This is a genomic window from Pseudomonas sp. HMSC08G10 (assembly GCF_001808425.1).
Classification (GTDB): domain Bacteria; phylum Pseudomonadota; class Gammaproteobacteria; order Pseudomonadales; family Pseudomonadaceae; genus Aquipseudomonas; species Aquipseudomonas guariconensis.
In genome coordinates, this window is record NZ_KV793311.1 from 138,760 (window position 1) to 164,475 (window position 25,716).

At 65.4% G+C, this 25,716-nt stretch carries 13 protein-coding genes and 1 pseudogene; 7 read left to right on the top strand and 7 right to left on the bottom strand.

Annotated elements, in window-relative coordinates; translation table 11 throughout:
* Positions 1-23: 23 nt before the first annotated feature.
* From HMPREF3173_RS15030 to HMPREF3173_RS15040, 3 genes are all read right to left on the bottom strand, one after another.
* Positions 24-1,424 carry an aspartate aminotransferase family protein gene (locus HMPREF3173_RS15030; RefSeq protein ID WP_070574225.1) on the bottom strand — a complete coding sequence of 467 codons (1,401 nt, stop codon included), beginning with the start codon at positions 1,422-1,424 and terminating at the stop codon, positions 24-26.
* Positions 1,425-1,648: 224 nt separating this feature from the next.
* Complete coding sequence (locus tag HMPREF3173_RS15035) at positions 1,649-2,971, bottom strand: ATP-binding protein (protein WP_070574227.1); 1,323 nt, start codon at positions 2,969-2,971, stop codon at positions 1,649-1,651.
* Positions 2,968-3,651 carry a response regulator gene (locus HMPREF3173_RS15040; protein WP_070574229.1) on the bottom strand — a complete coding sequence of 228 codons (684 nt, stop codon included), beginning with the start codon at positions 3,649-3,651 and terminating at the stop codon, positions 2,968-2,970. The genes HMPREF3173_RS15035 and HMPREF3173_RS15040 overlap by 4 nt, the downstream gene beginning before the upstream one ends.
* Positions 3,652-3,857: 206 nt before the next feature.
* Here HMPREF3173_RS15040 and dsbD point away from each other — a divergent pair, with 206 nt between their 5' ends.
* The 3 genes from dsbD to dsbG are packed head-to-tail and all read left to right on the top strand — an operon-like array spanning position 3,858 to position 7,163.
* Positions 3,858-5,567, top strand: a complete 1,710-nt coding sequence (dsbD, locus tag HMPREF3173_RS15045) for a protein-disulfide reductase DsbD (protein WP_070574231.1) — start codon at positions 3,858-3,860, stop codon at positions 5,565-5,567.
* Entirely contained in the window at positions 5,567-6,403 is an 837-nt protein-coding gene (locus tag HMPREF3173_RS15050; protein WP_070574233.1) for a TlpA disulfide reductase family protein, read from the top strand. Before dsbD ends, HMPREF3173_RS15050 begins: the two co-directional genes overlap by 1 nt.
* A 1-nt stretch (position 6,404) precedes the next feature.
* Positions 6,405-7,163: a thiol:disulfide interchange protein DsbG gene (gene dsbG / locus HMPREF3173_RS15055; protein ID WP_070574235.1), complete on the top strand. Its 759-nt coding sequence runs from the start codon at positions 6,405-6,407 to the stop codon at positions 7,161-7,163.
* 126 nt (positions 7,164-7,289) lie between these two features.
* Here dsbG and HMPREF3173_RS15060 read toward each other — a convergent pair whose 3' ends face one another.
* Complete coding sequence (locus HMPREF3173_RS15060; protein ID WP_070574238.1) at positions 7,290-20,243, bottom strand: non-ribosomal peptide synthetase; 12,954 nt, start codon at positions 20,241-20,243, stop codon at positions 7,290-7,292.
* A 315-nt stretch (positions 20,244-20,558) separates the two neighbouring features.
* On the opposite strand from HMPREF3173_RS15060, the gene HMPREF3173_RS15065 reads away from it, so the two are divergent.
* The gene (locus tag HMPREF3173_RS15065) at positions 20,559-21,086 is read left to right on the top strand and encodes an RNA polymerase factor sigma-70 (RefSeq protein WP_043212316.1); all 528 of its coding nucleotides are present in this window, start codon (positions 20,559-20,561) and stop codon (positions 21,084-21,086) included.
* Between the two features lie 32 nt (positions 21,087-21,118).
* Here the strand turns inward: HMPREF3173_RS15065 and HMPREF3173_RS15070 are convergent, their stop codons facing one another.
* Positions 21,119-22,132, bottom strand: a complete 1,014-nt coding sequence (locus tag HMPREF3173_RS15070; protein WP_070574322.1) for a GNAT family N-acetyltransferase — start codon at positions 22,130-22,132, stop codon at positions 21,119-21,121.
* Positions 22,133-22,195: 63 nt separating this feature from the next.
* Complete coding sequence (locus HMPREF3173_RS15075) at positions 22,196-22,939, bottom strand: substrate-binding periplasmic protein (RefSeq protein ID WP_371906677.1); 744 nt, start codon at positions 22,937-22,939, stop codon at positions 22,196-22,198.
* Between the two features lie 237 nt (positions 22,940-23,176).
* Here HMPREF3173_RS15075 and HMPREF3173_RS15080 point away from each other — a divergent pair, with 237 nt between their 5' ends.
* Complete coding sequence (locus HMPREF3173_RS15080; RefSeq protein ID WP_043212313.1) at positions 23,177-23,728, top strand: 3'-5' exonuclease; 552 nt, start codon at positions 23,177-23,179, stop codon at positions 23,726-23,728.
* 74 nt (positions 23,729-23,802) lie between these two features.
* Positions 23,803-24,087 (top strand): pyrimidine/purine nucleoside phosphorylase, encoded by a 285-nt coding sequence (locus tag HMPREF3173_RS15085; protein WP_043212311.1) that lies wholly within the window; start codon positions 23,803-23,805, stop codon positions 24,085-24,087.
* Positions 24,088-24,237: 150 nt separating this feature from the next.
* Here the strand turns inward: HMPREF3173_RS15085 and HMPREF3173_RS15090 are convergent, their stop codons facing one another.
* Positions 24,238-24,930 (bottom strand): alpha/beta family hydrolase, encoded by a 693-nt coding sequence (locus tag HMPREF3173_RS15090; protein ID WP_070574324.1) that lies wholly within the window; start codon positions 24,928-24,930, stop codon positions 24,238-24,240.
* Between the two features lie 106 nt (positions 24,931-25,036).
* Here HMPREF3173_RS15090 and HMPREF3173_RS25040 point away from each other — a divergent pair.
* A pseudogene (locus HMPREF3173_RS25040) lies at positions 25,037-25,716 on the top strand (cbb3-type cytochrome c oxidase subunit I); the annotation flags it as partial.

Genomic DNA, 25,716 nt, shown 5'->3' on the forward strand with positions numbered 1-25,716 from the left:
GAGCCTTGGCAGGTTCCGTTCGTTCAACCGGCGGAGACCGCTGCCTGCACGGCCTGAGCAAAGCGGTCGGCCACGTCGTCGATTTGTTCGGCACTGATGATCAGCGGTGGCAGGAAGCGCACCACAGCACCATGGCGCCCGCCGAGCTCCAGGATCAAGCCGCGCCTGAGGCATTCGCGCTGAATTTTCGGTGCCAGGGTGCCGTTGGCCGGTGCCCGACCCAGCGCATCGACGGCGCCATCCGGGTCCACCAGTTCGACCCCAAGCATCAGCCCGCGACCACGAACATCTCCAAGTTGCGGATAATCCTGCTGCACACGCAGCAAGTGGCCGCGCAAGCGTTGCCCCATGGCCTCGGCGTGCTCGGCCAGGCGATGCTCGACCAGATACCCCATCACCGCGGAACCTGCCGCCATGGCCAACTGGTTACCGCGGAAGGTACCGGCATGGGCTCCAGGCTTCCAGGTGTCCAGCCAGTCGCGATAGACCACCACCGCCAGGGGCAGGCTGCCGCCGATGGCCTTGGACAGGGTGACCACGTCCGGCACGATGCCGGCATGCTCGAAGGCGAACATGCGCCCGGTGCGGGCGAAGCCACTTTGAATCTCGTCGACGATCAACGCCACGCCGGCCTGCTCGGTGATACGGCGCAGGCCACGCAACCACTGGATATCCGCAGGGATCACTCCGCCTTCGCCCTGCACCACTTCGACGATCACCGCCGCCGGCAACGCGACACCGGCTTCTGGATCGCACAGCAGGTTCTCCAGGTAATGCAGGTTGGCACGCACGCCCGCCTCGCCACCCAGGCCGAAGGGGCATCGATAGTCGTAGGGATACGGCAGGAACTGCACGCCATTGGCAAGCAGCGCACCCAGCGGCTGTTTCGGCCCCAGGCTGCCCATCAGGCTCAACGCCCCCTGGGACATGCCATGGTAGGCGCCCTGGAAGGCCAGCACCGTGCTGCGCCCCGTGGCGGTGCGTACCAGTTTCAGCGCCGCCTCCACCGCATCGGTGCCGGTCGGTCCACAGAACTGGACCTTTGCCTCCCGGCGCAAGGCTTCGGGCAGGATGCCGAACAGGTCCTGGACAAAGCGGTCCTTGACCGGCGTGGTCAAGTCCAAGGTGTGCAGGGGCAGCTCTTCGGCCAGCACGCGCTGGATGGCCTCGATCACCACCGGGTGGTTGTGGCCCAGGGCCAGGGTGCCGGCACCTGCCAGACAATCGATGAACTGACGGCCTTCGACGTCCTCGACATGGATGCCACGCGCACGCTTGAGCGCCAAGGGAATACGCCGCGGGTAACTGCGGGCGTTGGACTCCTGTTGCTGCTGGCGCAACAGCAGGGGGGAATCCTCGAACTCGTACAGCGTCTGTGGCGCGCTGCTCGGCAGGACCTGGGCAAGGCTGGAAGCGATCGACATCGGAAAAATCCTCGCGAACAAGCGAATGAGCCCCGCCACGCCCCGGTAAGCGGATGGGTGTCGGGTGGTTATCGCTTGGAAAACGCTTCAGCGAGGCAAGGATTTAGCTGTCAGGCAGGTTTTTCCGCAGGCGCCCTCTTCGCGGGTAAACCTGCTCCCGCAGGGCCCGCGTGGGCCGAATGGGAGCGGGTTTACCCGTCATGAGGTTTGCGCAACATCGAGGATCAGGCCTCCTGGCGCGCCGGCACCCGCAGCCACACCCGCAGCCCATCGCTGTGGCTTTCGAAGCGCAGGCTGCCGGCGCAGCGCTGCACGATGGCCTGGACAATCGCCAGCCCCAACCCGCAGCCACCGCTCTGGTCATGACGCCAGAAGCGTTCGGTCAGGTGCTCGATGTCCTCCTCGGCGATCCCCGGCCCGTGGTCCCGAACCATGAAACCCACCTGCCCGTCGGCCATCTGCACCTCCAGTTCCACCGCGTTGTCGCCGCCGTGGCGCAGCGCGTTGTCCAGCAGGTTGCGCAGTGCCGCCACCGCCAGTGGCGCGGGCATGCCCAGGTAGATCCGGCTGGCCTCCTCGGGCAGGCGTACCACGATGCGGCGGTTGTCGCCGCCGCCGGCGTCTTGCACCGCCTGGCGTGCCACCTGCTCGGCGCTGCACTGCACGCCGTCGTCGAACGACAGGCTGCCCTCAACCCGGGCCAGCATCAGCAGTTGTTCGAGAGTCCGGTGCATGCGGTCAGTGCCTTGCTCGGCATGCTCAAGGGCCTGCTCGCGGACCGCGCCGTCAGTCATGCGCGCGACCTGCAGGTGGGTCTTGATCGCCGTCAGTGGGCTACGCAGCTCATGGGCGGCATCGTCGGTCAGGCGCCGTTCGCGCTCGATGGTCTGGGCGATGCGCAGGAACAGTTGGTTCTGGGTCTCGAGCAGTGGCTGCAGCTCACTGGGCATGCCCGCCACCTGCAGCGGTTCGACGCTGTCGGCGCGCCGTCTGCGCAGCGCATCGCGCATGCGGTTGAGCGGCTCCAGCCCTTTGCCTACGCCTATCCACAACAACCCTAGGCTGCCAAGCAGGGCCATCAACACCGGCGCTGAGGCTGCCAGCAAGATCGAGCGATTGAGCGCCTCGCGTTCCTGGTGACGGTCGGCGGTGGTGATGCGCACATCGCCATGGTTGTAGGTGAAGGTGCGCCACAGCGCACCGTCGATGGTCTGGTCACGGAAGCCACTGCGCTGATCGTCCATGGCACCGTCGTGCTTGTGATTGCTGGCCAGGATCTCGCCGCGCAGGGAACTGACCTGGCAGGCCATGCCATCCGGCACGCTGAGCTGGTCGGCGGAGAAATGCGCATCCTCGCCCTTGGCCGCCAGCGGCTGCGGCAGTTGTTCGATCAGCCCGGCGACCATACGCGCCGATGCGACCAGCCGCTGGTCGAGGGAAAACATCATCTGTTGGCGCAGGTCGCGCAGCATCCAGGCGGCGGCCAATGCCCAGATGATCACGAAGGCGCTGCCCAGGATCAGCGTCAGGCGCGCGCGCAGGCTCATGGTGCTGGCTCCTGCGGAGCCTGCGCCGGGCCTAGGCGATACCCCAGGCCGCGCACGGTCTCGACGATGCTGTTGCCGAGCTTGCGGCGCAGGTGATGGATATGGACGTTCAAGGCATTGCTTTCGACTTCGTCGCTGAAGCCATAGACGCAGTCCTTGAGCTGCTCGCTGGAGAGCACCCGTCCGGGATTTTGCAGCAAGGCCTGCAGCAGCGCCTGCTCGCGGCGGGACAGGTCCACCGCCCGGCCGGCCAGGGTGGCCTCGCAACTGCTGGGGTCGTAACGTAGGGGGCCATGCTCGATAACATTCACCGCACGACCCGCCACGCGACGCAACAGAGTGTGCAGACGGGCCGCCAGTTCGCGCAGGTCGAAGGGTTTGAGCAGGTAGTCGTCGGCCCCGGCCTGCAGGCCATCGACCCGGTCGGTGACCGCATCGCGGGCGGTGAGCACCAGCACGGGCAGGGTCACGCCTTGTTGGCGCAGGCGGCGCAGCAGTTTGAGGCCATCTTCGTCGGGCAGGCCCAGATCGAGGATCATCACATCGAACTGCGCGGCCTGAAGCAAGGCCTGCGCGGCCGAAGCGGTGGCCACCCGGTCCACGGTCAGGCCTTGGGCGGCGAGGCCGGCGCAGATGCCGCTGGCGATCAGGTCGTCGTCCTCGCAAAGCAGTACGTGCATGAGGGGTCTCCGGTGGGGAAGCTTGTATTGCACGCTTGGCGGATTAAGAACCGATTATGAATGATTAACGAGACGGCTGTACCCGCCCATTGCCAATCGAACCTCGGGCGGCACCTGCAGGATGGCAGCAAAACGACACCGGTTAACTTTGGGTTAATCAGCCAAGGCCAGCATGGCCAGATTCACAGTACTGCCAAGGCGAAGACATGCGCGTTCTCCTGCTCTTCCTGACATTTCTGCTGGCCGGCCCGCTGCAGGCTAACCCGTTCGAGACCAAGCCGGACTTCCTGCCGGTCAACCAGGCGTTCGTCCTGACCCATGACCGCCAGGCCGACGGTCAGATGCGCCTGAACTTCCAGATCAAGGACGGCTACTACCTCTACCAGAAGCGTCTGAAGTTCGACGGCCTCACGCCTGAACAACATCCACAGCTCCCTCCCGCCGAAAACCACCATGATGAGTTCTTCGGTGACAGCGCGGTCTACCGCCACCAACTCCAATTGCTGATACCCGCCACTGCCCAGGGCCAATTGCGCCTGGGCTGGCAAGGCTGCGCCGATGCTGGCTTGTGCTACCCGCCTCAAACCACCGCCATCGACCTGGGTGGCCAGGCGGTGCCGGCTTCGGATCAAGCCACTGACCAGGCCCTGGCCAGCGACCTGCAACAGGCCAGCCTGGCGTGGAGCCTGCTGGCGTTCTTCGGCCTTGGCCTGCTGCTGGCCTTCACGCCCTGTTCGCTGCCGATGCTGCCGATCCTCGCCGGGCTGGTCCTGGGCAATGGCGAAAGCGCCCGCCGTGGCTGGCTGCTGGCGGGGGTCTATGTACTGAGCATGGCGCTGGTCTATGCCGGCCTCGGCGTGGTGGCCGCCCTGCTCGGCGCCAGCCTGCAGGCCTGGTTGCAGCAACCCTGGTTGCTGGGCAGCCTGGCAGCGTTGTTCGTGATGCTCGCCCTGCCGATGTTCGGCGCCTTCGAACTGCAACTGCCTGCCGCCCTGCGCGATCGCCTGGACCGTGCCGGCCAAGGCACCCGCGGTGGCAATGTGTATGGCGCAGCCCTGCTCGGCGCGCTCTCCGGCCTGCTCATGGGGCCCTGCATGACCGCGCCGTTGGCCGGCGCATTGCTGTACATCGCCCAGAGCGGCGACGTGCTGCAAGGAGCGCTGGTGCTGTTCAGCCTCGGCCTGGGCATGGGCGTCCCTCTGCTGTTGCTGGTCACCCTCGGCAACCGCTACCTGCCCCGCCCCGGCGCCTGGATGAACCTGGTCAAGGGGCTGTTCGGTTTCGTCTTCCTGGCCATGGCCCTGTACACCGTGCGCAGCCTGCTGCCGGCCCCGTTGCTGCTGGCCCTGGGTGGCGCCTGGCTGATCGCCCTGGCCTGGGCCGCCTGGCCGGCCCTGCACCGTTTGCCGGCCCTGCGCGCAGTCCCCTTGCTGGGTGCACTCTGGGGTGGGCTGTTGCTGGTCGGCGCGGCCGCTGGCGGCGACGATCTGTGGCAACCCTTGCAGCCCTTTGCCGGCAGCGGCGTGCAAAGCGCGACCAAGGCCGAGGACGCCTTCGTCACTGTCAGCCAGCCCCAGGATCTGCAACGCGAACTGAACGCTGCCAAGGCACGCGGCCAGTGGGTCATGCTGGACTACTATGCCGACTGGTGCGTGTCGTGCAAGGTGATGGAGAAACAGGTATTCGCCCGGCCCGATGTGCTTGCCGACCTCGCCAGCGTGCACCTGGTGCGCCTGGACGTCACCGCCGACACGCCCGCCAGCCGCGAGTTGCTGCAACGCTACCAGGTGCCAGGCCCGCCCAGCCTGATCTGGATCGGTCCGGAAGGCGACGAGCGCCGAGCCCGGCGCATCACCGGTGAAGTGGATGCCGCAGCCTTCAAGCAACACTGGGCACAGACCAGGAGCCAAGGCTGATGCTGACCGTAACCCTGGGGCCACTCACCATGGCCCTCAACCACCTGCTACTGCTCGCGGCCCTGGCCGTGGCCAGCATCGTGGGCTGGTGGGTGGCCCGGCGCGGCGGTGAAAGCCCCGAGTCGGCGCTGTTCAACCTGTTCCTGCTGGGGCTGCTGTGTGCACGCGCAGGTTTCGTCCTGGCGTACTGGCCGATGTTCCGCGACGATCCGCTGCAGGCGATCGACATTCGCGACGGCGGCTTCCTGCTGTGGGCCGGCCTGATCGGCATCGTCATCGGCGCGCTGTGGCAGGGCCGGCGACATCCGGGCCTGCGTCGACCACTGGGCTGGGCGCTGCTGAGCGGTGCGGTGTTCTGGATCCTTGCCAGCCTCGGCAGCCATCTCTACAGCAAGGGCACCGAGCTGCCGACGCTGAGCCTGCGCAATGCCGGCGGCCAATCGGTGGCACTGCACGACTACCGAGGCAAGCCGCTGGTGATCAACCTCTGGGCCACCTGGTGCCCACCGTGCCGTCGGGAAATGCCTGTGCTGCAGCAAGCCCAGGACGAGTACCCGCACGTAACGTTCCTGTTCGTGAACCAAGGCGAGACGCCGGAGAACGTCAGCACCTTCCTGGCCACCACCGGCTTGAGCCTGACCCACGTGCTGTTCGACGGTAGCGGTCAGCTGGCCCAGCAGGTGGGCTCCATGGCTCTGCCCACCACCTTGTTCTACACCGCCGAAGGGCGCTTGATCGGCAGTCACCTGGGCGAGTTGTCCCGGGCCAGCCTGCACCGCGCCCTGGAACCTTTCGAGCAGGCCAACCGGCCCGCCTCCGCCGCACAAGGAAATTGACATGCGATTGAATGCCCTCTTGCCCCTGGCCCTCATGACCTTCGCAGCCCCCGCCCTGCAGGCTGAAACGTTGCCCAAGGCCATCCAGCAACTGCAAGCCAAGGGCGCCGAAATCAAAGGCAGCTTCGATGCGCCCAATGGCCTCAAAGGCTATGCCGCCGCCTACCAGAACAACGGCATCGCCCTGTACCTCACCCCCGATGGCAAGCATGTGCTGGTCGGCAGCCTGTTCGACGAACAAGGCAAGGACCTCAGCGCCGAGCCGCTGGAAAAACTCGTGTATGCCCCGATGAGCAAAGCGATCTGGGCCAAGATGGAAAAAACCGCCTGGATCGCCGACGGCAAGGACGACGCTCCGCGCAAGGTGTACCTGTTCAGCGACCCCAACTGCCCCTACTGCAACATGTTCTGGGAGCAGGCGCGGCCTTGGGTGGAATCGGGCAAGGTGCAGCTGCGCCACATCATGGTCGGCATCATCCGCGAGGACAGCCCGGGCAAGTCTGCGGCGCTGCTGGCTGCCAAGGACCCGGCCAAAGCGCTGCAACAGCATGAGAAAGCAGGCAAGGCGAGCACCCTCAAGCCGCTGGGGACCATCCCCGAGGCGGTGCGCCAAAAACTGGAGGCCAACCTGGCCTTGATGGAAGAGATGGGCTTGGCAGCGACCCCGGCGATCTTCTACCAGGATGACAAGGGTCGGTTGCAGAGCCAGCAAGGCGCGCCGCGGCCAGAGATGCTCGGGCAGATTCTGGGCAAGCGCTGAGCCGTAGCCTGCCAGCCTGCCTCATACGCGGGTAAACCCGCCCCCGCAGGCACCGTGGTTTCGAGAACACCGCAGTGTCTGCCGAAGCGGGTTCATCCGCGACGGGGCGCAACGCGCCCCTACACCTCAAAGCGCCTCCAACTCCGCCATCAGGTCACTGAGCCGGTCCACCTTGCCCTCGTCCAGCGCGCTGCCCTCCAGCGCTCGCACGTACTCGGCCAATGCTTCCACGGTGTTGCACTCGAACATCGCCCGCAGCGGCACATTCAGTTGCAACTGCTGCTGCACACGCGAGGCGATCTGGGTTGCCAACAAGGAATGCCCGCCCAACTCAAAGAAGTTGTCGTGCACCCCCACGCGCTCGACCTTGAGCACATCGGCCCAGATCCCCGCCAACTTGTGCTCCAGCTCGTCGCGGGGCGCCAGGTAGTCCTGGCTGTGCTGCGCGCCGATGTCGATCGCAGGCAGGGCCTTGCGGTCGAGCTTGCCGTTGGCGTTGTGGGGCAGGTTCGCCAGCCAGGCCCAGTGCAGCGGCACCATGTATTCCGGCAACTCGGCGCGCAGACGCGCCTTTAGCTGCTCCAACAGCGCGGCATCGGCCGCCACGCCCTGGTGCGCCACTAGGTAGCCGACCAGATGCTTGCCGTTGACGCCCTCCTGCACGCCCACTGCCGCATCACGAATCTCGACCTGCTCATGCAGACGGGCTTCGATCTCACCCAGCTCGATGCGGTAGCCGCGGATCTTCACCTGATGGTCGATACGGCCCACGTATTCGAGCACACCATCGACCCGGCGCCGTGCCAAGTCGCCCGTGCGGTACAGACGCTCGCCCGGGGCACCGAAGGGGTGAGGGATGAAAGCCAGCGCCGTGCGCAGCGGGTCCCCCACATAGCCACGCCCAACGCCGGTGCCGGCCACGCACAACTCGCCCACCGCTCCCAAAGGCACCAGGGCCTGGGCCTCGTCGAGCAAGTACAGACGGTTGTTATCGGTCGGCGTGCCGATCGGCAGGTAGCTGCCCTGGGTCGACGCGACATCGACCCGGAAGAACGCCACATCGTCCGAGCACTCCGCCGGGCCATAGGCGTTGACCAGCCCGATGTGCGGATAGCGTTGCAACCATTGGGCGGCCAGCTCCGGAGGCATGGCCTCGCCGGTTGGCAGCATCCAGCGCAGGCCTTCGAGTGCCCGTTGCTCGCTGGCGAGCATGCCCTGGATCAGCGAAGGCACGCTCTCAAGCACCGTGATGCCAGTGGCCTGCACGTGCGCCAGCAGGCCTTGCGGGTCGTGGGCGATGGCGTTCGGCACGATCTGCACCCGGGCACCGAACAAGGGCGCTGCGAGGAACTGCCACACCGAAATGTCGAAGCTCTGGGACGCGGTCTGGGCAATCACGTCGTGCTCGTCCAACTCCAGGTACGGCACCTTGCTCAACTGGTTGTTGAGCATGCCGCGTTGCTCGACCATCACCCCCTTGGGCAGGCCGGTGGAGCCGGAGGTGTAGATCACGTAGGCCAGGTTGTCGGGCGCGCTGTAGATGCCTGGGTTGTGACTGGCCATGGCACTGGCTTGCACCTGCTCCCATACCAGCAACGTCGGCCTGGCGACCCCGGAGATCTCATCGAGCAACTGACGCGCCTGCTCGGCGCACGCCGCCGTGCACACCAGCACCGGCGTGCGGCTGAGTTCGACGATGCGCTGCAGGCGCGCAGGCGGCAGGCCCGGGTCCAGCGGCAGATAACCACCGCCGGCCTTGAAGCAACCGACGATCATGCCCAGCAGCGGCAGGCCACGCTCGGCGAGCAGCGCCACCGGCTGGTCGATGGCCACGCCCGCGGCGATCAAGGCATGGCCCAGGCGGTTGGCCACAAGGTTCAGCCCGGCGTAGTCGCAGGACGCGTCCAGGCAGCAAGCGACCGTGCGCTCAGGGTGCGCGGCGACCCGCGCCTCGAACAGCTCGACATAGCTCTGCTCCAGCGCATAGGCGTGTTCGGTGCGGTTGCAGTCTTCCAGCAGGAAGCGTTGCTCGGCTTCGCCAAGCAACGGCAGTTCGGCCACGTCACCGTCGAAGCCTTCTACAAGCGCCAACAGCAGGCGCTTGAACTCCGCCAACAAGCGCTCGACGGTGGCGAAGTCGAAGTAACGCTGGTCAAACGACAGGTGCAGGCCCAGGTCGTCGCCTGGGTAGCACACCGCCGTGAGCGGGAAGTTGGTGTGGGTACGGCCCGAATCGGAGCTGGCGTTCAGCTGCTGGGCATGGTCCAGCACGGCGGTTTCCACCGGCGCGTTCTCGAACACGAACAGGCTGTCGAACAGTGGCTGGCCCTTGGGCAGCTCGCTGCACTCCTGGATCGCTACCAGCGGCAGGTACTCGTACTCGCGCAGTTCCATGTTGCGCTCAAGCAGGCCTTGCAACCATTGACCCACGCGCTGACGCTGGCCCGGGTCGGGCAGTTGCACACGCAGGGCAATACTGTTGATGAACAGGCCGACGGTGCGCTGCATCTGCGGCAGGCTGACCGGGCGACCGGCCACGGTGACGCCGAAGACCACGTCGCGCTCGCCGCTGTAGCGGGCCAGCACCAGCGCCCAGGCCGCCTGGGCGAAGGTGTTGATGGTCAACTGGTGTGCCTGGGCCAGCTCACGCAGTCGCACGCCGTCGCGCACGTCAAGGCGGGTGTAGCAGTCGCCGACGATCATGCCGTTGCCCGCATGATCATGGCGCAGCGGCCGGTCGCTGGGGATGGCCGTGGCGCGCTCGAAGCCTGCCAGGTTGCGCTGCCACCACTGGCGCGCCTCGCCCAGGTCCTGGCGTTGCAGCCAGCCGATGTAGTCGCGGTAGCGCGGCGGCACTGGCAACTGAGCGGCGCGCCCCTCGCCCAGGGCCTGGTAGAGCGCGAAGAAATCGTTCATCAGCAACGAACGGCACCAGGCATCGATGAGGATGTGGTGGTTGCTCATCATGAACCAGTAGCGGTCGTCAGCAACCCGTACCAGCCGCAGGTGGAAAGGAGCCTCGCGCAGCAGGTCGAAGCCGGCTTCGCGCTCCTGCTTGTGCAGCGCTTGCAGGCGCGCCTCCTGGGCCGCGTCGTCAAGACCGCGCCAGTCTTGGTAGTCCAGCGGCGTCTTGCCTGGTTTGTGGATGATCTGCAGCATCGCTTCGCCGGCGTTCCAGCTGAACGAGGCACGCAGGGCCTCGTGGCGCGCCACCACGGCCTGCCAGGCCTGGGCGAAGCGCTCGGAATCCAGGGCGCTGTCGATGCGGTAGCGGTCCTGCATGTAGTAGATGCCTGTGCCCGGTTCCAGCAAGGTGTGCAGCAGCAGGCCTTCCTGCATGGGCGTGAGCGGGTAGACATCCTCGATCTGCGCTGCCGGAACCGGCAAGGCGTCGATCTGCGCCTGGGTCAGGCGGGCCAGCGGGAAATCCGAAGGCGTGAAACTGCCGGTGCCGTCGGCCAGGCAATGGCCGACCAGGGCCAGCAGTTCCTGGCGATAGGCCTCGGCCAACGCGGCGATGGTCGCCTCGTCATAGCGCTCGGTGCTGAAGGTCCAGCGCAGTTGCAGGGCACCGCCATACACTTGGCCATCGACGCTGAGCCAATTGGGCAGCGGCGCATCCAGGTCGTGGGCCAGGCCTGCCGGCGCATCCAGCGGCTGGAACAGCGCGGCACTGTCAAACTGCTGGTCGAACTGGCCCAGGTAGTTGAAGGTGATGCGCGCCTGGGGCAAGGCGGCCATGGCTTCGCGCCCGGTGGTGTCGGTCAGGTAGCGCAGCACGCCATATCCCAGCCCCTTGTGCGGCACCTGGCGCAGTTGTTCCTTGATGCCCTTGATGGCCGCGGCGAAGTCCTGATCGGTGTCGCCCAGTTGCGGCGTCAGGCACAGCGGATAGGCATTGGTGAACCAGCCGACGCTTCGGGTCAGGTCCATGTCCTCGAACAGGCCGTCACGACCATGGCCTTCCAGTTGCACCAGCACCTGGCTGTCGCCACTCCAGCGGCACAGGGTGCGCGCCAGGGCAGTGAGCAGTAGGTCATTGACCTGGGTTCGGTAGGCCGCAGGTGCCTGTTGCAGCAACTGGCGGGTCTGCTCCTCGTCCAGGCCGATGGCCAAGGTACGGGCATGGCGGTGCAGGTTGCCGCCCTGGGGATGATCGCAGGGCAGTTCGCGACGGGCAGTACCGAGCTGATCCTGCCACCAGCCAAGCTCGTCACGCAGTGAGTCGCTGCCGGCATAGCTGACCAGGCGCGCGGCCCAGTCAGCCATGGCGTGGGTCTTGGCCGCCAGAGGCTGGCCACGGTAGAGCGCCTGCAGGTCCTCGAGCAGCACGCGCCAGGACACACCGTCCACCACCAGGTGATGGATCGCCAGCAGCAAGCGCTGGGCACCCTGCCCGTCGGTCACCAGCAGCGCACGCAGCAATGGGCCTTCGGCAAGGTCCAGGCTGCGCTGTACATCGGTGTACAGCGCCTGGCAATTCTCGAAATCCGCCACGGTGGCGACCCACAGTAATTGCTGGCCAGGCGATTGGACGTACTCGGCCTGCCAATGCCCGCTGGCCTGGGTAAAGCGTAGGCGCAGGCTGTCGTGATGCGCCACCAGCGCCGCCAGGGCATGCTCCAGCGCCTGAGTCTGCAACGGCTGACGGACCTCCAGCAGCACGGCCTGATTCCAGTGTTGAGGGTGAACGATCTCGCTGTCGAAGAACCATCGCTGGATTGGCGTCAGGGCGCTGCTGCCCTGCCGAGCGCCCTGCTCGATGCCGCTTTGCGCCTCGCTACGGCTGACCACGGCGGCGAGCGCCTGGACAGTCTGGTGTTGGAACAGATCGCGCGGGGTGAACTGCAAGCCCAGCTGGCGGGCGCGACTGACCACCTGAATCGACAAAATCGAGTCGCCCCCCAATTCGAAGAAGTTGTCCTGCACACCGATGCGGGCAACGTTGAGCACCTCTTGCCAGACCTGCGCCAGTTGTTGCTCCAGTTCGTTGGCCGGCGCCTGATAGTGCTGGCGTGCCTGCTCGATGTCCGGCGCCGGCAAGGCGCGGCGATCGAGCTTGCCGTTGCCCATCAGCGGCAGCCTGCTCAGCAGCACTAGGTGCGCAGGCACCATGTAATCCGGCAGGTGCTGCCGGGCATGGGCCTTGACCGCCTCGCGCAGGGCCGCCTGGGTGTCGGCGTCAGCGCTGGCCTGTGGGCAGACCAGATAGCCCACCAATTGCTTGCCCCCCGGCAGGTCCAAGGCGACGACCACGGCTTCATCGACAGCGGCATGGGCCTGCAACTGGCTTTCGATCTCGCCCAGTTCGATACGGAAACCACGGATTTTCACCTGCTGATCAGCACGCCCCACATACTCGACCAAACCATCGGCGCGCAGGCGCACCAAGTCCCCCGTGCGGTACAGACGGCCGCCCTCCTGACTGAACGGGTCGGCGACGAAGCGCTCAGCCGACAGTCCCGGACGATCGTGATACCCCTGGGCAAGACCGGCGCCCCCAATGTACAGCTCACCGATGCCGCCCTGAGGCAGTAACGCCAGGTCATCATCCAAAACGTAAGCCGTGCGCGCCCCAATCACCCGGCCGATCGGCACGCTACCCGCATCCGCCGGCAACTGCTGCGGCGCAAGGCAGGCCAGCGGCATGACCACGGTTTCGGTCGGCCCGTAGGCGTTGAAGAACTGCTGTGGCAGGAATGCCTGGCGGATTCGCTGCAGATGCTCCCCGGTCAATGCCTCGCCCCCGGTGATCACCAGGCGCACCGGCAACTGCTCGTGCTGCCCGAGCAGGTACTGGGCCAACTGGCTGCCGTAACTGGGGGTGAAGCCCAGGATGCTCACCTGCTGCGCGCGCACCAGCTGGCAGATCTCTTCGGCACCCCACTGGCCCTGGCCACGCAGCACCACCCGGGCGCCGCACAACAGCGGCGCCAGCAGGCGCTCAGTGGCGGCGTCGAAGTTGATCGAATAGAAGTGCAACTCGCAGTCGTCGCTGCGCATGCCGAAGGCCGCGATCACCGCCTGGCAATGCATGGCGATTTCGCCATGGCTGACCACCACACCCTTTGGCTGGCCGGTGGAGCCTGAGGTGTAGATCAGGTAGGCCTGATGCTGCGGCAGGTTGAGGTTGTCCAGTGGCGCGTCGCTGTAATGCGCAAGCGACGCGGCATCATCTTCCAGGCACCACTGGGCCACGCCTTCAGGCAGCCCCCCTATGGCATCGAACAGGGCACGCTGCCCAAGCAGCAGGCCGAGTCGGCTGTCCTCGATCATGTAGCGCAGGCGGTCGAGTGGGTACTCCGGGTCCAGCGGCACGTAGGCACCGCCGGCCTTGAGGATGGCAAGCAAGCCCACGACCATTTCCAGCGAACGCTCCAGGGCAAGGCCCACCCGCACCTGCGGCCCGACGCCACGCTCGCGCAGGGCGCGGGCCAGGCGGTTGGCCTGCTGGTCCAGTTCAGCGTAGGTCAGGTGCTGGCCGGCGAAGGTCAGCGCCCGGGCCTGAGGGCTGCGCGAAGCCTGCAAGGTGAACAGGCCATGCAGGGTCTGGTCGAGCTCAAGGCCTTGCTCGCCCTGCAACTGGCCGACCAGCGCGTGCTGCTCAGCGTTGCTGAGCATCCGCAGCTCGCACAGGCGCGAGCCCGGGGCATCGATCAGGCCGACCAACAATTGCTGCCAGTGCTCGGCCATGCGGGCGATGCGCGGCTCGTCGAACAGGTCACGGCTGTAGGTCAGGCAGCAGCCCAGGCGACCGTCCAGATCAGTCACCTCCAGGTAAAGGTCGAATTTGGTCGCACTGGCGTCGTTGACCAGGTAATCCACGCTCATGCCCGCCAGTTCGCGGCTTTGCTGGAAGGCCCAGCGCTGGACATTGCACATCACCTGGAACAACGGGTTGTAGGCGCTACTGCGCGGGGGCTGCAAGGCCTCCACCAACTGGTCGAACGGCAGGTCCTGGTGCGACTGGCCATCGATCACGGTGCGACGGACCTGTTCGAGCAATTGGCTGCCGGTCATTTGCCCATCGAGCTCGCAACGCAGCACCTGGGTGTTGAGGAAGGCGCCGATCAGCCCTTCGCTTTCCGGCCGGATGCGGTTGGCCATCGGCGCGCCGATGCGCAGGTCGCGTTGGCCACTGTGGCGGTGCAGCAAGGCGGCCAGGGTGGCGGTCATGGTCATGAACAAGGTCAAGCCATGCTGGCTGTTGAAGGCATGCACACGTTCAACCAGCGCGGGGTCGAGGTCGAAGCGGTACAGCTCGCCACGATGGCTCTGCACGGCCGGACGCGGACGGTCCGAGGGCAGCGCCAGCACCGGATGCTCGTGACCCAGGCGGGCTTTCCAGTAGGCCAGTTGGCGGTCTGCTTCTCCGCTTTCGAGCCACTGGCGCTGCCAGACGCTGTAATCGAGGTACTGCACCGGCAGCGGCGCCAGGGGCGACTCGCGCTCATCGACGAAGGCCTCGTACAGCTCGCCCAGCTCACGGGCGAAGATGTCCATGGCCCAGCCTTCGGTGACAATGTGGTGCAGGGTCAGCACGAAGTAGTGCTCGCGCTCACCGGTCTTGACCAGGCAGGCGCGCAGCAACGGGCCGCGCGCCAGGTCGAACGGCAGGTGCGCCTGCTCATCGGCCAGTAGCTGCAAGCGCTGCTGGCAATCTTCGCCCTGGAGCGCGGAAAAATCATGCCACTGCACACGCAGCGGGCTGTCTTCGGCCACGCACTGATATGGCACGCCGTCGATCTCAGGGAAGGTCGTGCGCAGGGTCTCATGGCGCACGACCAGGGCCTGCAGGGCCCGCTCGAAGGCATCCACATGCAACACGCCGCGCAGGCGCGCCATACCGCCGACGTTGTAGGCCGGGCTGTCCGGCGCCATCTGCCACAGCACCCACATGCGCTGCTGCGAATACGACAGCGGCACTGCCTGGCGCCGATCGACCCGCTCGATGACGCCTTGCCGGTTGTGCCCGCCGGCGGCCTGAATGCGCTCGATCTCGGCGCAGAAGGCACCCAGTTCGCTGGCCTCGAACAAGGCCTTGAGCGGCAGCTCGACGTCGAGCGCCTGGCGGGTGCGCGAGACGATCTGGGTGGCGAGCAGCGAGTGGCCACCGAGGGCGAAGAAATCATCCAGAAGGCCAACCCGTGGCAGATTCAGCACCTCACGCCAGATCGCCGCCACCTGTTTCTGCACAACGCTTTGCGGCTCGACATGACCGCGTTGCTGCCAGACCGGTGCCGGCAGTGCCTTGCGATCAACCTTGCCGCTCGGCCCCAGGGGCATCTTTGCCAGGTGAATCAGTTGCGCCGGCACCATGTAGGTCGGCAGGCGCTCGCCCAAGGCCGCGAGCAGCGCCTCGGACTGTTCGACACCGCTGTAGTAGCCGACCAGCTGCGCACCGACGGCATCGGGGTGGACCAGCACCAAGGCCTGATCGACACCCGGCTCGGCCAACAGGCAGGCCTGGACCTCCTGGGGCTCGACACGAAATCCTCGCACCTTGACCTGTTGATCGAGGCGGCCGAGGTATTCCAAGGCTTGCAGCGGCACCAGCCAGCGGGCACGGTCGCCGCTACGGTACAGGCGCTCGCCGTTGCCATCGGGCTGGGGTACGAAGCGTTCGGCGGTCAGCCCAGGACGGCCCAGGTAACCACGGGCCAGGCCCGCGCCGCCCAGGCACAGCTCGCCCGGTACGCCCGGCGCGGTCAGTTCCAGCTCGTCATCCAGCACTCGGCACAGCACGTTGCCCAGCGGCCGGCCGATCGGCGAGCTTTCGCCATCCTGCGTCTGGCAATGCCAGTGGGTGACGTTGATGGCGGTCTCGGTCGGGCCATAGCGGTTGTGCAACTGCACCTGCGGCAAGACTTGCAGCACGCGGTCACGCAGGTGTGCCGACAGCGCCTCGCCGCCGGAGAACACCCGGCGCAGGCTGGTACAGCTCGCCGCCAGCGGCTCCTGGACAAACACCTGCAGCAACGGCGGGACGAAATGCAGCGTGGTCACGCCATGGGCCTGCACCAGCTCGGCGATACGCCGCGGGTCGCGGTGCTCGCCAGGGCCGGCCAGCACCAGCGTGCACCCCTGGATCAACGGCCAGAAGCATTCCCACACCGATACGTCGAAGCTGATCGGTGCCTTCTGCATCAGCACGTCGCTGTCGTCCAGCGCGTAGGTGCCCTGCATCCATTGCAAGCGCTCAGCCAACGCGGCATGGGTGTTGCCCACGCCCTTGGGCTGGCCGGTGGAGCCTGAGGTGTAGATCACATAGGCCAGGTTGTCGCCGTCCAGGTGCAGGCCTGGGGCATGGCTCGGCCAGCTGTCCAAATGCAACTGATCCAAAGCGATGGCACTGACGCCCTGGACCTGCGGCAGGCGTTCGAGCGTGGCGCTGTGGCTGAGCAGCAGTGCGGCGCCACAGTCGCTGAGCATGTAAGCCAGGCGCTCGGCCGGGTAGTCGACATCCAGCGGCACATAGGCACCACCGGCCTTGAGGATGGCCAACAGACCGATCATCAACTGAGGCGAGCGTTCCAGGGCGATGGCCACGCGGGTGTCCGGGCCGACGCCCTTGTCACGCAGGTAGTGGGCCAGGCGATTGGCCTGCTGGTGCAGGCTGGCGTAGTCGAGACTGCCACCTTCCCACACCAGCGCCGTACGCTCCGGTGTGCGTTGGCCCTGGTCGGTCAGTTGCTCGACCACCAGGCGCTGGGCGCTCGGCGCAGGCGCCTGCCCCCAAGCCAGCAGTTGCGCATGGCCTGCGTCGTCGAGCAAGCGCACCTCGCCCAGCACGCGCTGCGGGCAAGCGCAGACTTGCTCGAGCAGGGTCAGCAGGTGCCCGGCCAGACGTTCGATGGTATCGGCCTCGAACAGCTCGGCGGCATAGTCGAACGCCAGACTCAAACGCCCCTGGTGATCCTGCTCGCTGTGCAATTGCAGGTCGAACTTGGCCTCGCGGCTATGCCAGGGCAATTCTTCGGCGAGCAGACCAGGCAGGCGGCGCAGCGCCGAAAGATCACGCTGCTGATGGTTGAACATCACCTGGAACAGCCCCTGCTCGCGGGCATCTGGCAGCGCCTCGAGCAATTGCTCGAATGGCAAGTCCTGGTTGGCCTGGGCCAGCAGTGTGGCCTGGCGCACCTGGGCCAGTAACTGATCGAACGGCAGGCGGCCATGGAGTTCGGCGCGCAGCACTTGGGTGTTGATGAAAAAGCCCACCATGCCCTGGGTTTCCAGGCGCGGGCGGTTGGCGTTGGGCACACCGACGCGGATATCGCCCTGACCGGTGTAACGGTGCAACAGGCCTTGCCAGGCGGCCAGCAGGACCATGAACAGGCTAGCCTGCTGCTCGCGGGCCAACATGTTCAGGGCAGTGGCCAGCGTGGCGGGCACCTTCACGCTCAGGCGCGCGGCGCGATGGGTGCGCTCAGTGGCGCGCGGATGGTCGGTGCACAGGTCGAGCACCGGCAATTCATCGCCCAGTTGCGCCTTCCAGTGGTTCAACTGCCGCTCATCTTCGCCGCCGGCCAACCATTGGCGCTGCCAATGACCATAGTCGGCGTAGCCCAGCGGCAGGGGCGCCAGGTTGGCCTGAAGGCCTTGGCAATGCGCAGCGTACAGCTTGGCGAATTCGTCGAGCAGGATGTTCAACGACCAGCCATCGGCAACGATGTGGTGCAGGGTTACCCAGAGCTGGTGATCCTCTTCGCCCAGGCGCGCCAGCGTGACGCGCAGCAGCGGTCCTTGGGTGAGGTCGAACGGCTGCCGCGCCTCGGCCTCGCGACAGGCCAGGACCTGCTCGGCGTCCGCCCCTTGCAGATCCGTGCGGTGCAGCTCGAAGGTCGCCTCGGGCAAGACCTGCTGCATGCCCTGGCCGTCGACCTCGCAAAAATGCGTTCGCAAGGACTCGTGACGTGCCACCAGCGCCTGGAAGCTCGCCTGCAGCGCCGACTCGTCCAACTCACCCCGCAGGTGCAAACCGGCGGGGATGTTATAGGCCGCCGACTCCGGCGCCAGCTGCCACAGAAGCCACAGACGGTTCTGCGCCAGCGATTGCGGCAGAGCCTTGCCACGCCCCAGAGCATCGATGGCCGCGGACGCGGTGCCACCTTCGGCCAGGCTCGCTGCCACCGCAGCGCTGTAATCGGCCAGGGTCGGCGACTCGAACAGCGTGCTCAGGCTCAGGCCGACACCCAGTGCGTCCGCCAGGCGAGCGGTCGCCTGGGTGGCGGCGATGGAGTTGCCGCCCAGCAGCAGGAAATGATCGTCCGGCGCCACCGCTTCGACCTTGAGCACCTCGCGCCAGATGGCCGCGATGCGCTCCTGCAGCTCACCACCTATCGCCTGCGCAGCCACAGGCGCTTCGACAGTCGGAAAACGTGCATAGCAGTCCAGGCTGCCCTCGGCCATGCGCAGGCGGCAGGCCGAGCGCTGGAGCTTGCCACTGGAGGTCTTGGGCAAGGCGCCGGGGTTGAGCAGCAGTACCACCGCAGGTGCCTGACGGCAGGCATCGGCAATCACCTGGCGCACAGTACGGATTAGGTCCTGAGGCTTGATGACCTTCTGCACGTTGCGGCTGATCTCCACCGCCACGCCGATACCCTCCTCACCCTGGTCGTCCACGGCGAATACCGCGACACGGCCTTTACGCAGCCCTTCGACTTCACGTTCAAGGGTCTTTTCCAGATCCTGTGGGTACAGGTTCAGGCCCCGAACGATGAGCATGTCTTTCAGACGCCCAGTGACAAACACCTCGCCATCACGCATGAAGCCCAGATCCCCAGTGCGCAGCCAGGTCTGGCCGTCCTGCTCGACGAAGGCGCGCGCGGTGGCCTCTGGGTTGCGCCAATAGCCCTGCGCGATGCTCGGCCCTGCAGCCCACACTTCGCCGATGCGGTTATCGCCCAACACCGCCAGGCGCTGCGGGTCGACGATGCGCACGGCGTGGCCGGGCTGCGGATAGCCACAGCTCATCAGTACACTGCCCCGGCCAGGTTCGGCGCGATTGGCGGCGAGCGCCTCGGCGTCCAGCGCCATGGCAGCGATGCCCTGGCCCCGGCGGCTACCGCTGACGAACAGCGTCGCCTCGGCCAGGCCGTAGCTGGCAAAGAAGCTGCTCGCCTCGAAACCACACGCACTGAACTTATCCGCGAAGGTCTGCAGGCTGTCCTGGCGAATCGGTTCGGACCCCGAATACGCCACCCGCCAACGGCTCAGGTCCAGGCCAGCCAGGGCCGCCTCGCTGACCCGCTCGCTGCACAGGCGGTAGGCGAAATCCGGACCGCCGCTGATGGTGCCGCCGAAGTCGCTGATCGCCTGCAACCAGCGCTGTGGCCGGGCAAGGAAATAGCCCGGCGACATCAGCACGCAGGGCACGCCGCTGAAGATCGGTTGCAAGAGCCCGCCGATCAGGCCCATGTCGTGGTACAGCGGCAACCAGCTGACGATCACGTCGTCCGGATTCAGGTCGATGCCAAAGCCCTGACGGATCAGTTGCTCGTTGGCCACTAGGTTGCCATGGCTGACCTGCACGCCCTTGGGCAAGGCAGTCGAGCCGGAGGTGTATTGCAAGAAGGCAATGTGCTCACCGGTCAGCACCGGCTCGCGCCAGTCGGCCGCCAGCGCCGGGTCCAGACAGTCCACGGCCAGCAGGCCAGGGGCGCCCTGCTGCGCCAGGGCATCGAGGCCCTGCAAGCTGTCGCGCAAGGCGTCGACGGTGAGCAGCAGGCGCGGCTGGGCATCGTCGATGATCGACAGCAGACGCTCCTGGTGATGGCGCCGCGAAGATTCCGGCGGATACGCCGGCACGGCAATGACCCCGGCGTACAGGCAACCGAAGAACGCCGCCACGTAGTCCGGGCCACTGGGAAACAGCAGTACCGCCCGGTCGCCAAAATCGGTACGCGCCTGCAGCGCCGCGGCAATGGCCCTCGCTCGCAGATCCAGCTCCTGATAGCTGAGCACGGCCTGCTCGCTGGGATCATCGGCCAGAAAGCGCAAGGCGATCCGGTCGGGGGTCCGCGTGGCGCGTTGCGCCAGGGCGTGGACCAACGAGAGCGGGAGTTCGAAGGCGTCCATCATGGGGAGTTCCTGCCAGTGTCTGGATAAGTCGTGCCGACGCTGCGCCGCGAGACTGGCGCAAAGCGTTCGACAGCCGGATGTACACAGGGGAACGGATGGGCGGGGCAAATAATTAAACCGCTTGGCGGCGGTAGACAACGCAGACGAGAGGCGAAAGGGGCCGATTTCAACGGTCGAGGCTTAGAACGCAACTGTCACGCTACTAATTACTTTTCGCATTTGACAATCATTATCATTGTGAATAATTTGTCGCTCGTCGTAGGAAGCGTCCTACACAGACGCCTTCCCCTTCCCTTCAGCGTCCAGGTGATTTCCATGGCGGAACAACTATCCACAAGTAAGTGCGATTCACCACTGCTCCAGGCATTCGTCGACAACCGCAGCATCCTGGTCAAGATCGCGGCCCGCATCACCGGCTGCCGTTCACGCGCCGAAGATGTGGTGCAGGATGCCTTCTTCCGACTCAGCGCCGCGCCGCAGATCACCTCGTCGTTCAAGGCCCAGCTCAGCTACCTGTTCCAGATCGTGCGCAACCTGGCCATCGATCACTACCGCAAGCAGGCCATGGAGCAGAAGTATTCCGGCAGTGAAGAAGAAGGCCTGAACGTCGTCCTGCAGAACGCTTCGCCCGAAACCACCCACATCAACCTCGCCACCCTCGAGCACATCGCCGAGGCCCTCGGCGAGTTGCCCCAGCGCACCCGTTACGCCTTCGAGATGTATCGCCTGCATGGCGTGCCGCAGAAAGACATCGCCAAGGAACTGGGGGTGTCGCCGACGCTGGTCAACTTCATGATCCGCGATGCCCTGATCCATTGCCGCAAGCACACCCGCCAGGCCTGAATCCGATGGGGCCGCTGTGCGGCCCCATCGGCTCAGGACAGTGAGCAGCGGTCGAAGAACCGCTCCCGCCCCAAGATCATCAACGCCGCCCGTTTGTGCGGAAAATCGAACTCTTTTTCGCAATGGAAGCACTGATCGTGCATGTAGCCGATCATCTTGCCGTTGTCGGCACGCGGCTCGGCGACCACCCGCTGGGTCCGCGGATCGTCCAAGAACAAATAGTGCACCAGCGCCGACAGCCAACTGGCTACCTTATGCGGACCGCGATGGGCCTGCTCGCCCACCAGCATATGGATACCCCGGTCGTAGTCGTCCGCCGGGTAGAACGGCGCGATGCGGTCCTCCTTGGCCCAGTAGGCCTCGAAGTAGGCAAAGGGCTGGTCATCGAAGCAGCCGACCAAGGTGAGGGTATGCGGGTCGGCCTGAAGCTTGGTCAGGTATTGGCGATGCTGTTCGAGCGTGCCGCCTTCCTGCCAGAACTGCAGCACACGTGCATCGTTCTGCCAGCGATTGAAGCGTTCCAGGTCCTGTTCGATTTCAAGCGTGCGCAGCGACACCCAGGCCCCCAGGCGCGCATCGAATCGCCGGTACACCTCGCCTCGGGGCTTGGGTGCACGACGAGGATGGCGCTTGCCATCGCTGATCTGCATTTGCTGCGGATAAGCGCCGGCTTGCGCATCGCCCAGCCAGGGCTGCGGCAGTTGCCAGAACATCGCTCGCTCGCACAGGTACAGCCCTGGCTGGTCACCGGGCACCAGCAGGCCGCTGGCCAAGGCCGCATCCACTGGATGCGGGCAATGCCAGACCAGGCGCTGGCGCGCTGGATCCCGCGAGAGCAGCCAGTAGCAGGCTGCCCACAGCGCTTGCGCGGGGCGCGCTTGGCACACCTGCTCGAGGTGGATGTGCAGCGGCTCGCCTGGGGTCAGGCGAACCCGGATCAATGCTTGCCCCTCCAGGGTCAGGCTCAACCGGCAATCGTTTTCATCGGCGCTGAGACTGCGCCAACGCGGCAGGGAAAGGGGCTGCGAATCGGCATCGAACGGCATGGTCATGGCTCACGACATTGAAATGAAGGCTCAATCCGGTAGACGTGACGGGCATTGGGGAATTTAGTGGCCGCTCGGCGCCACGACGTTGATCCGATAGGGCTGGAAGATGCGCAGCAATTCGCCGCTCGCGCGCAGCCGATCGAGCAAGGCGGCGAATGTCCGGGCATCGATCGGCGCGCCTGGGCGCACCATCGCATAGTGGTGATAGACCTGATCGACCCGCTCGGAGGCCATCAGCTGCGCCCGGCTGTCCGGGTTTCGCGCCATGAAGTCGGCTAGAAACGATCGCGTCGCCAGGGCAATGTCGACACGTCCACGCTGCACCATCAGCAAGTTGCTGTCGTGGGAGTAGGTCAGCGTGGCGCTGAAGTTCTGGCTCAGATAGCGGGGGTCGGAATTGAAGTCGGCAAAGGCGTAGTGATAGCCGTGGAACAATGCCAGGCGTTTGCCTTGCAGGCTGCTGAAATACTGCTGGTCTCGCCCGGCCTGTTGGCGTGCGACGAACACTTCGGCATCTTCCAGGCCCATGTCCACGCTTTCGTGGGGAACCTGTTCCCAGCCCCATTTGGGATTCTCGAATATCGCGATGTCCGTGCGCCCTTGCTGGAAATCGCCAAAACGCCGAGGAATCGACGTGGGAACCTGCACGAAGTGGTAGCTGTGCTGTTGCTGGTTGAGGGCTTTGAGCAATTGCGGCAACAGGCCGTTGTCAGCGCCCTGCTCGGGACGCACGGTATAAGGCGGAAAATGCGCCGCCCCGACCCTCACCTCGACAACCGCTTGCGCCGACGCAGGCACCGCCATCCACACTGCGGCGAGTATCAACAAGGAAGACAAGGCCTTCGAGCCGGTCACGGAAGTCAAAAGCAGACACTCATCACGGTTTGTGAATGGATTCAACTAAGCTAGGCGCTTTCCCGCCAGGGCACAACCTTCTGCGATGTCAAAACAGCAGCATTGTGCCAGGGGATGCCCTTGGGCCTCAGATTGGCTACGCTCTAGCGACCACGCAGGGGACTGCGTCTTGCACGGGAGCCCGGTATGGGGCATTGGCTGGTGATTGACCTGGAAGCGACCACCGATGACGGTGGCTGGCCCGTCACGGAGATGGAAATCATTGAAATCGGGGCGAGCCTGGTGACACGCGAAGGTCGCGAGATCGATCACTTCCAGCGCTTCGTGCGGCCCAGGCGGCGACCACAGCTGACCCCCTTCTGCCGTGAGTTGACCCATATCACCCAGGCCAGTGTCGACGGCGCAGCCTCCTTTACCGAGGTCTGGGCGCAGTTCGAGCGCTGGCTCGGCCATCATCAGGGGCAGTTGCAGGCCTGGGTCAGCTGGGGCGACTACGACCGCCAGCAGCTGCAACAGGAATGGAAACAGCACCAGCTCACCAGCCTGCTGCAGGCCCTGCCCCACATCAACCTCAAACAGCGCTTTGCCAAGGCCCGCCAACTGCAGCGCCCGATGGGGCTGAACAGCGCCCTGCAACTGGCCGGCCTGCAGTTCGCCGGCCAGCAGCATCGCGCCCTGGAAGACGCCCGCAACACTGCGCGGTTACTCCCCTTGAGCCTGCCGGCCAGCGGCACCTGAATTCAGATGACGAGGTGTTGGGGCTTGGGCATACTGGCCAGCCTTTTTTCCTCCCTTTTTTCAGGAGTCGCTCCATGTTCAAGGTCAATGAGTACTTCGATGGCACCGTCAAGTCGATCGCCTTCACGGGCGAGGAAGGTCCAGCTACCGTGGGTGTCATGGCGCCGGGCGAATACGAGTTCGGCACGGCCAAGCGGGAAATCATGCACGTGGTGTCCGGCGCGCTGACCGTGAAGCTGCCGGGGAGCGATAACTGGGAAGTCTTCAAGGCGGGGAGCCAGTTCAATGTGCCTGCGGACAGCAAGTTCCAGCTGAAGGTGGCGGTGGATACGGCCTACCTGTGTGAGTATCGCGACTGAGCTGTTTTTGGGTAGTGTGATTATCCGGCTCTGGTGGTGACGCCACTGGCGTTTTCGCCTTTACGGCTTTGGTTACTTTGGTCTTGGCCAAATTAACCAAAGCCGTTTTGTCGACAAACCAAACGGAACAGCCCACCAACCTCAAACCAACTACCCCATCAAAAACGCAGCAACCCGCTCAGCCGCCACCTGCAGATGCCCCTCATGCGTCAAGCCCGACGCCTTCAGCGGCTTCAAGTCATGATCCCCAGCCGCCAACCAACACAACTCGATCGCAGGCGACAACACATACCCCGCCACCGCCTCCCGGTTCCCCAAGGCATCCCGCTCCCCCTGGACAATGAGCGTACGCGTGCGCAACCCCGCCAGATGCTCGACCCGGGGCTTCTCCGGCTTGCCCACCGCATAGAACGGATACCCCAGGCAAACCAAGGCATCGGCCCCCAGCTCATCGACCAGTAGGCTCGCCATGCGCCCGCCCATGGACTTGCCGCCAATGGCCAACGGCCCCGCGACCAATAGTCGCACCTGACGATACACCTCGCGCCAGCAGTCGAGCAGCACCTTCTGCGGGTTTGGCGGCCGCTTGCCGCCGCCCTCGCGGCGTTGGGCCATGTAGGGGAACTCGAAGCGGATCACGCCTACCCCTTGCGCCGCCAGCCTTTGCGCCATGTCCTCCATGAAATCACTGTCCATCGGCGCCCCCGCCCCGTGGGCCAGGATCAGGCAGCCCTTGTAGTCCTGATCCCCCCGAATTCTCGGAGGATCGCAGCGCAAGCCTGGGATATTTCCCACCTGCGCCCATTGATCCCCGTCAATACCGGCAATGTGCCCATTACTCATGCTTGCCTCGCTATCTAGCCTGCCTATAACCGTGGATGGGAACCCATACATGAACACAACCAGCAGTACCGCCTATAACTACAAGGTGGTCCGCCAATTCGCCATCATGACGGTGGTGTGGGGAATCGTCGGGATGGGGCTCGGCGTTTTCATTGCCGCGCAACTCGTCTGGCCTTCCCTGAACTTCGACCTTCCCTGGACCAGCTTCGGCCGCCTGCGACCGCTGCACACCAATGCGGTGATCTTCGCCTTCGGCGGCTGTGCCTTGTTCGCCACTTCCTATTATTCGGTGCAACGCACCTGCCAGACCACCCTGTTCGCCCCCGCCCTGGCGGCGTTCACCTTCTGGGGCTGGCAACTGGTGATCCTGCTGGCGGCTATCACCCTGCCGCTGGGCTTCACCAGTTCCAAGGAATACGCCGAACTGGAATGGCCCATCGACATCCTGATCACCGTCGTCTGGGTCGCCTACGCCGTGGTGTTCTTCGGTACGCTGCTCAAGCGCAACACCAAGCACATCTATGTCGGTAACTGGTTCTACGGCGGCTTCATCCTGACCGTGGCGATGCTGCACATCGTCAACAACCTGGAACTGCCCGTCAGCCTGACCAAGTCCTACTCGATCTACGCCGGCGCCACCGATGCGATGGTCCAGTGGTGGTATGGCCACAACGCCGTGGGCTTCTTCCTGACCGCAGGCTTCCTGGGGATGATGTACTACTACGTGCCCAAGCAGGCCGAACGCCCGGTGTATTCCTATCGCCTGTCGATCGTCCACTTCTGGGC

Coding starts and splice junctions, on each gene's coding strand:
- HMPREF3173_RS15030 (WP_070574225.1), bottom strand. CDS start 1,424: ATGTCGATCGCTTCCAGCCTTGCCCAGGTCCTGCCGAGCAGCGCGCCA.
- HMPREF3173_RS15035 (WP_070574227.1), bottom strand. CDS start 2,971: ATGAGCCTGCGCGCGCGCCTGACGCTGATCCTGGGCAGCGCCTTCGTG.
- HMPREF3173_RS15040 (WP_070574229.1), bottom strand. CDS start 3,651: ATGCACGTACTGCTTTGCGAGGACGACGACCTGATCGCCAGCGGCATC.
- dsbD (WP_070574231.1), top strand. CDS start 3,858: ATGCGCGTTCTCCTGCTCTTCCTGACATTTCTGCTGGCCGGCCCGCTG.
- HMPREF3173_RS15050 (WP_070574233.1), top strand. CDS start 5,567: ATGCTGACCGTAACCCTGGGGCCACTCACCATGGCCCTCAACCACCTG.
- dsbG (WP_070574235.1), top strand. CDS start 6,405: ATGCGATTGAATGCCCTCTTGCCCCTGGCCCTCATGACCTTCGCAGCC.
- HMPREF3173_RS15060 (WP_070574238.1), bottom strand. CDS start 20,243: ATGATGGACGCCTTCGAACTCCCGCTCTCGTTGGTCCACGCCCTGGCG.
- HMPREF3173_RS15065 (WP_043212316.1), top strand. CDS start 20,559: ATGGCGGAACAACTATCCACAAGTAAGTGCGATTCACCACTGCTCCAG.
- HMPREF3173_RS15070 (WP_070574322.1), bottom strand. CDS start 22,132: ATGCCGTTCGATGCCGATTCGCAGCCCCTTTCCCTGCCGCGTTGGCGC.
- HMPREF3173_RS15075 (WP_371906677.1), bottom strand. CDS start 22,939: ATGGCGGTGCCTGCGTCGGCGCAAGCGGTTGTCGAGGTGAGGGTCGGG.
- HMPREF3173_RS15080 (WP_043212313.1), top strand. CDS start 23,177: ATGGGGCATTGGCTGGTGATTGACCTGGAAGCGACCACCGATGACGGT.
- HMPREF3173_RS15085 (WP_043212311.1), top strand. CDS start 23,803: ATGTTCAAGGTCAATGAGTACTTCGATGGCACCGTCAAGTCGATCGCC.
- HMPREF3173_RS15090 (WP_070574324.1), bottom strand. CDS start 24,930: ATGAGTAATGGGCACATTGCCGGTATTGACGGGGATCAATGGGCGCAG.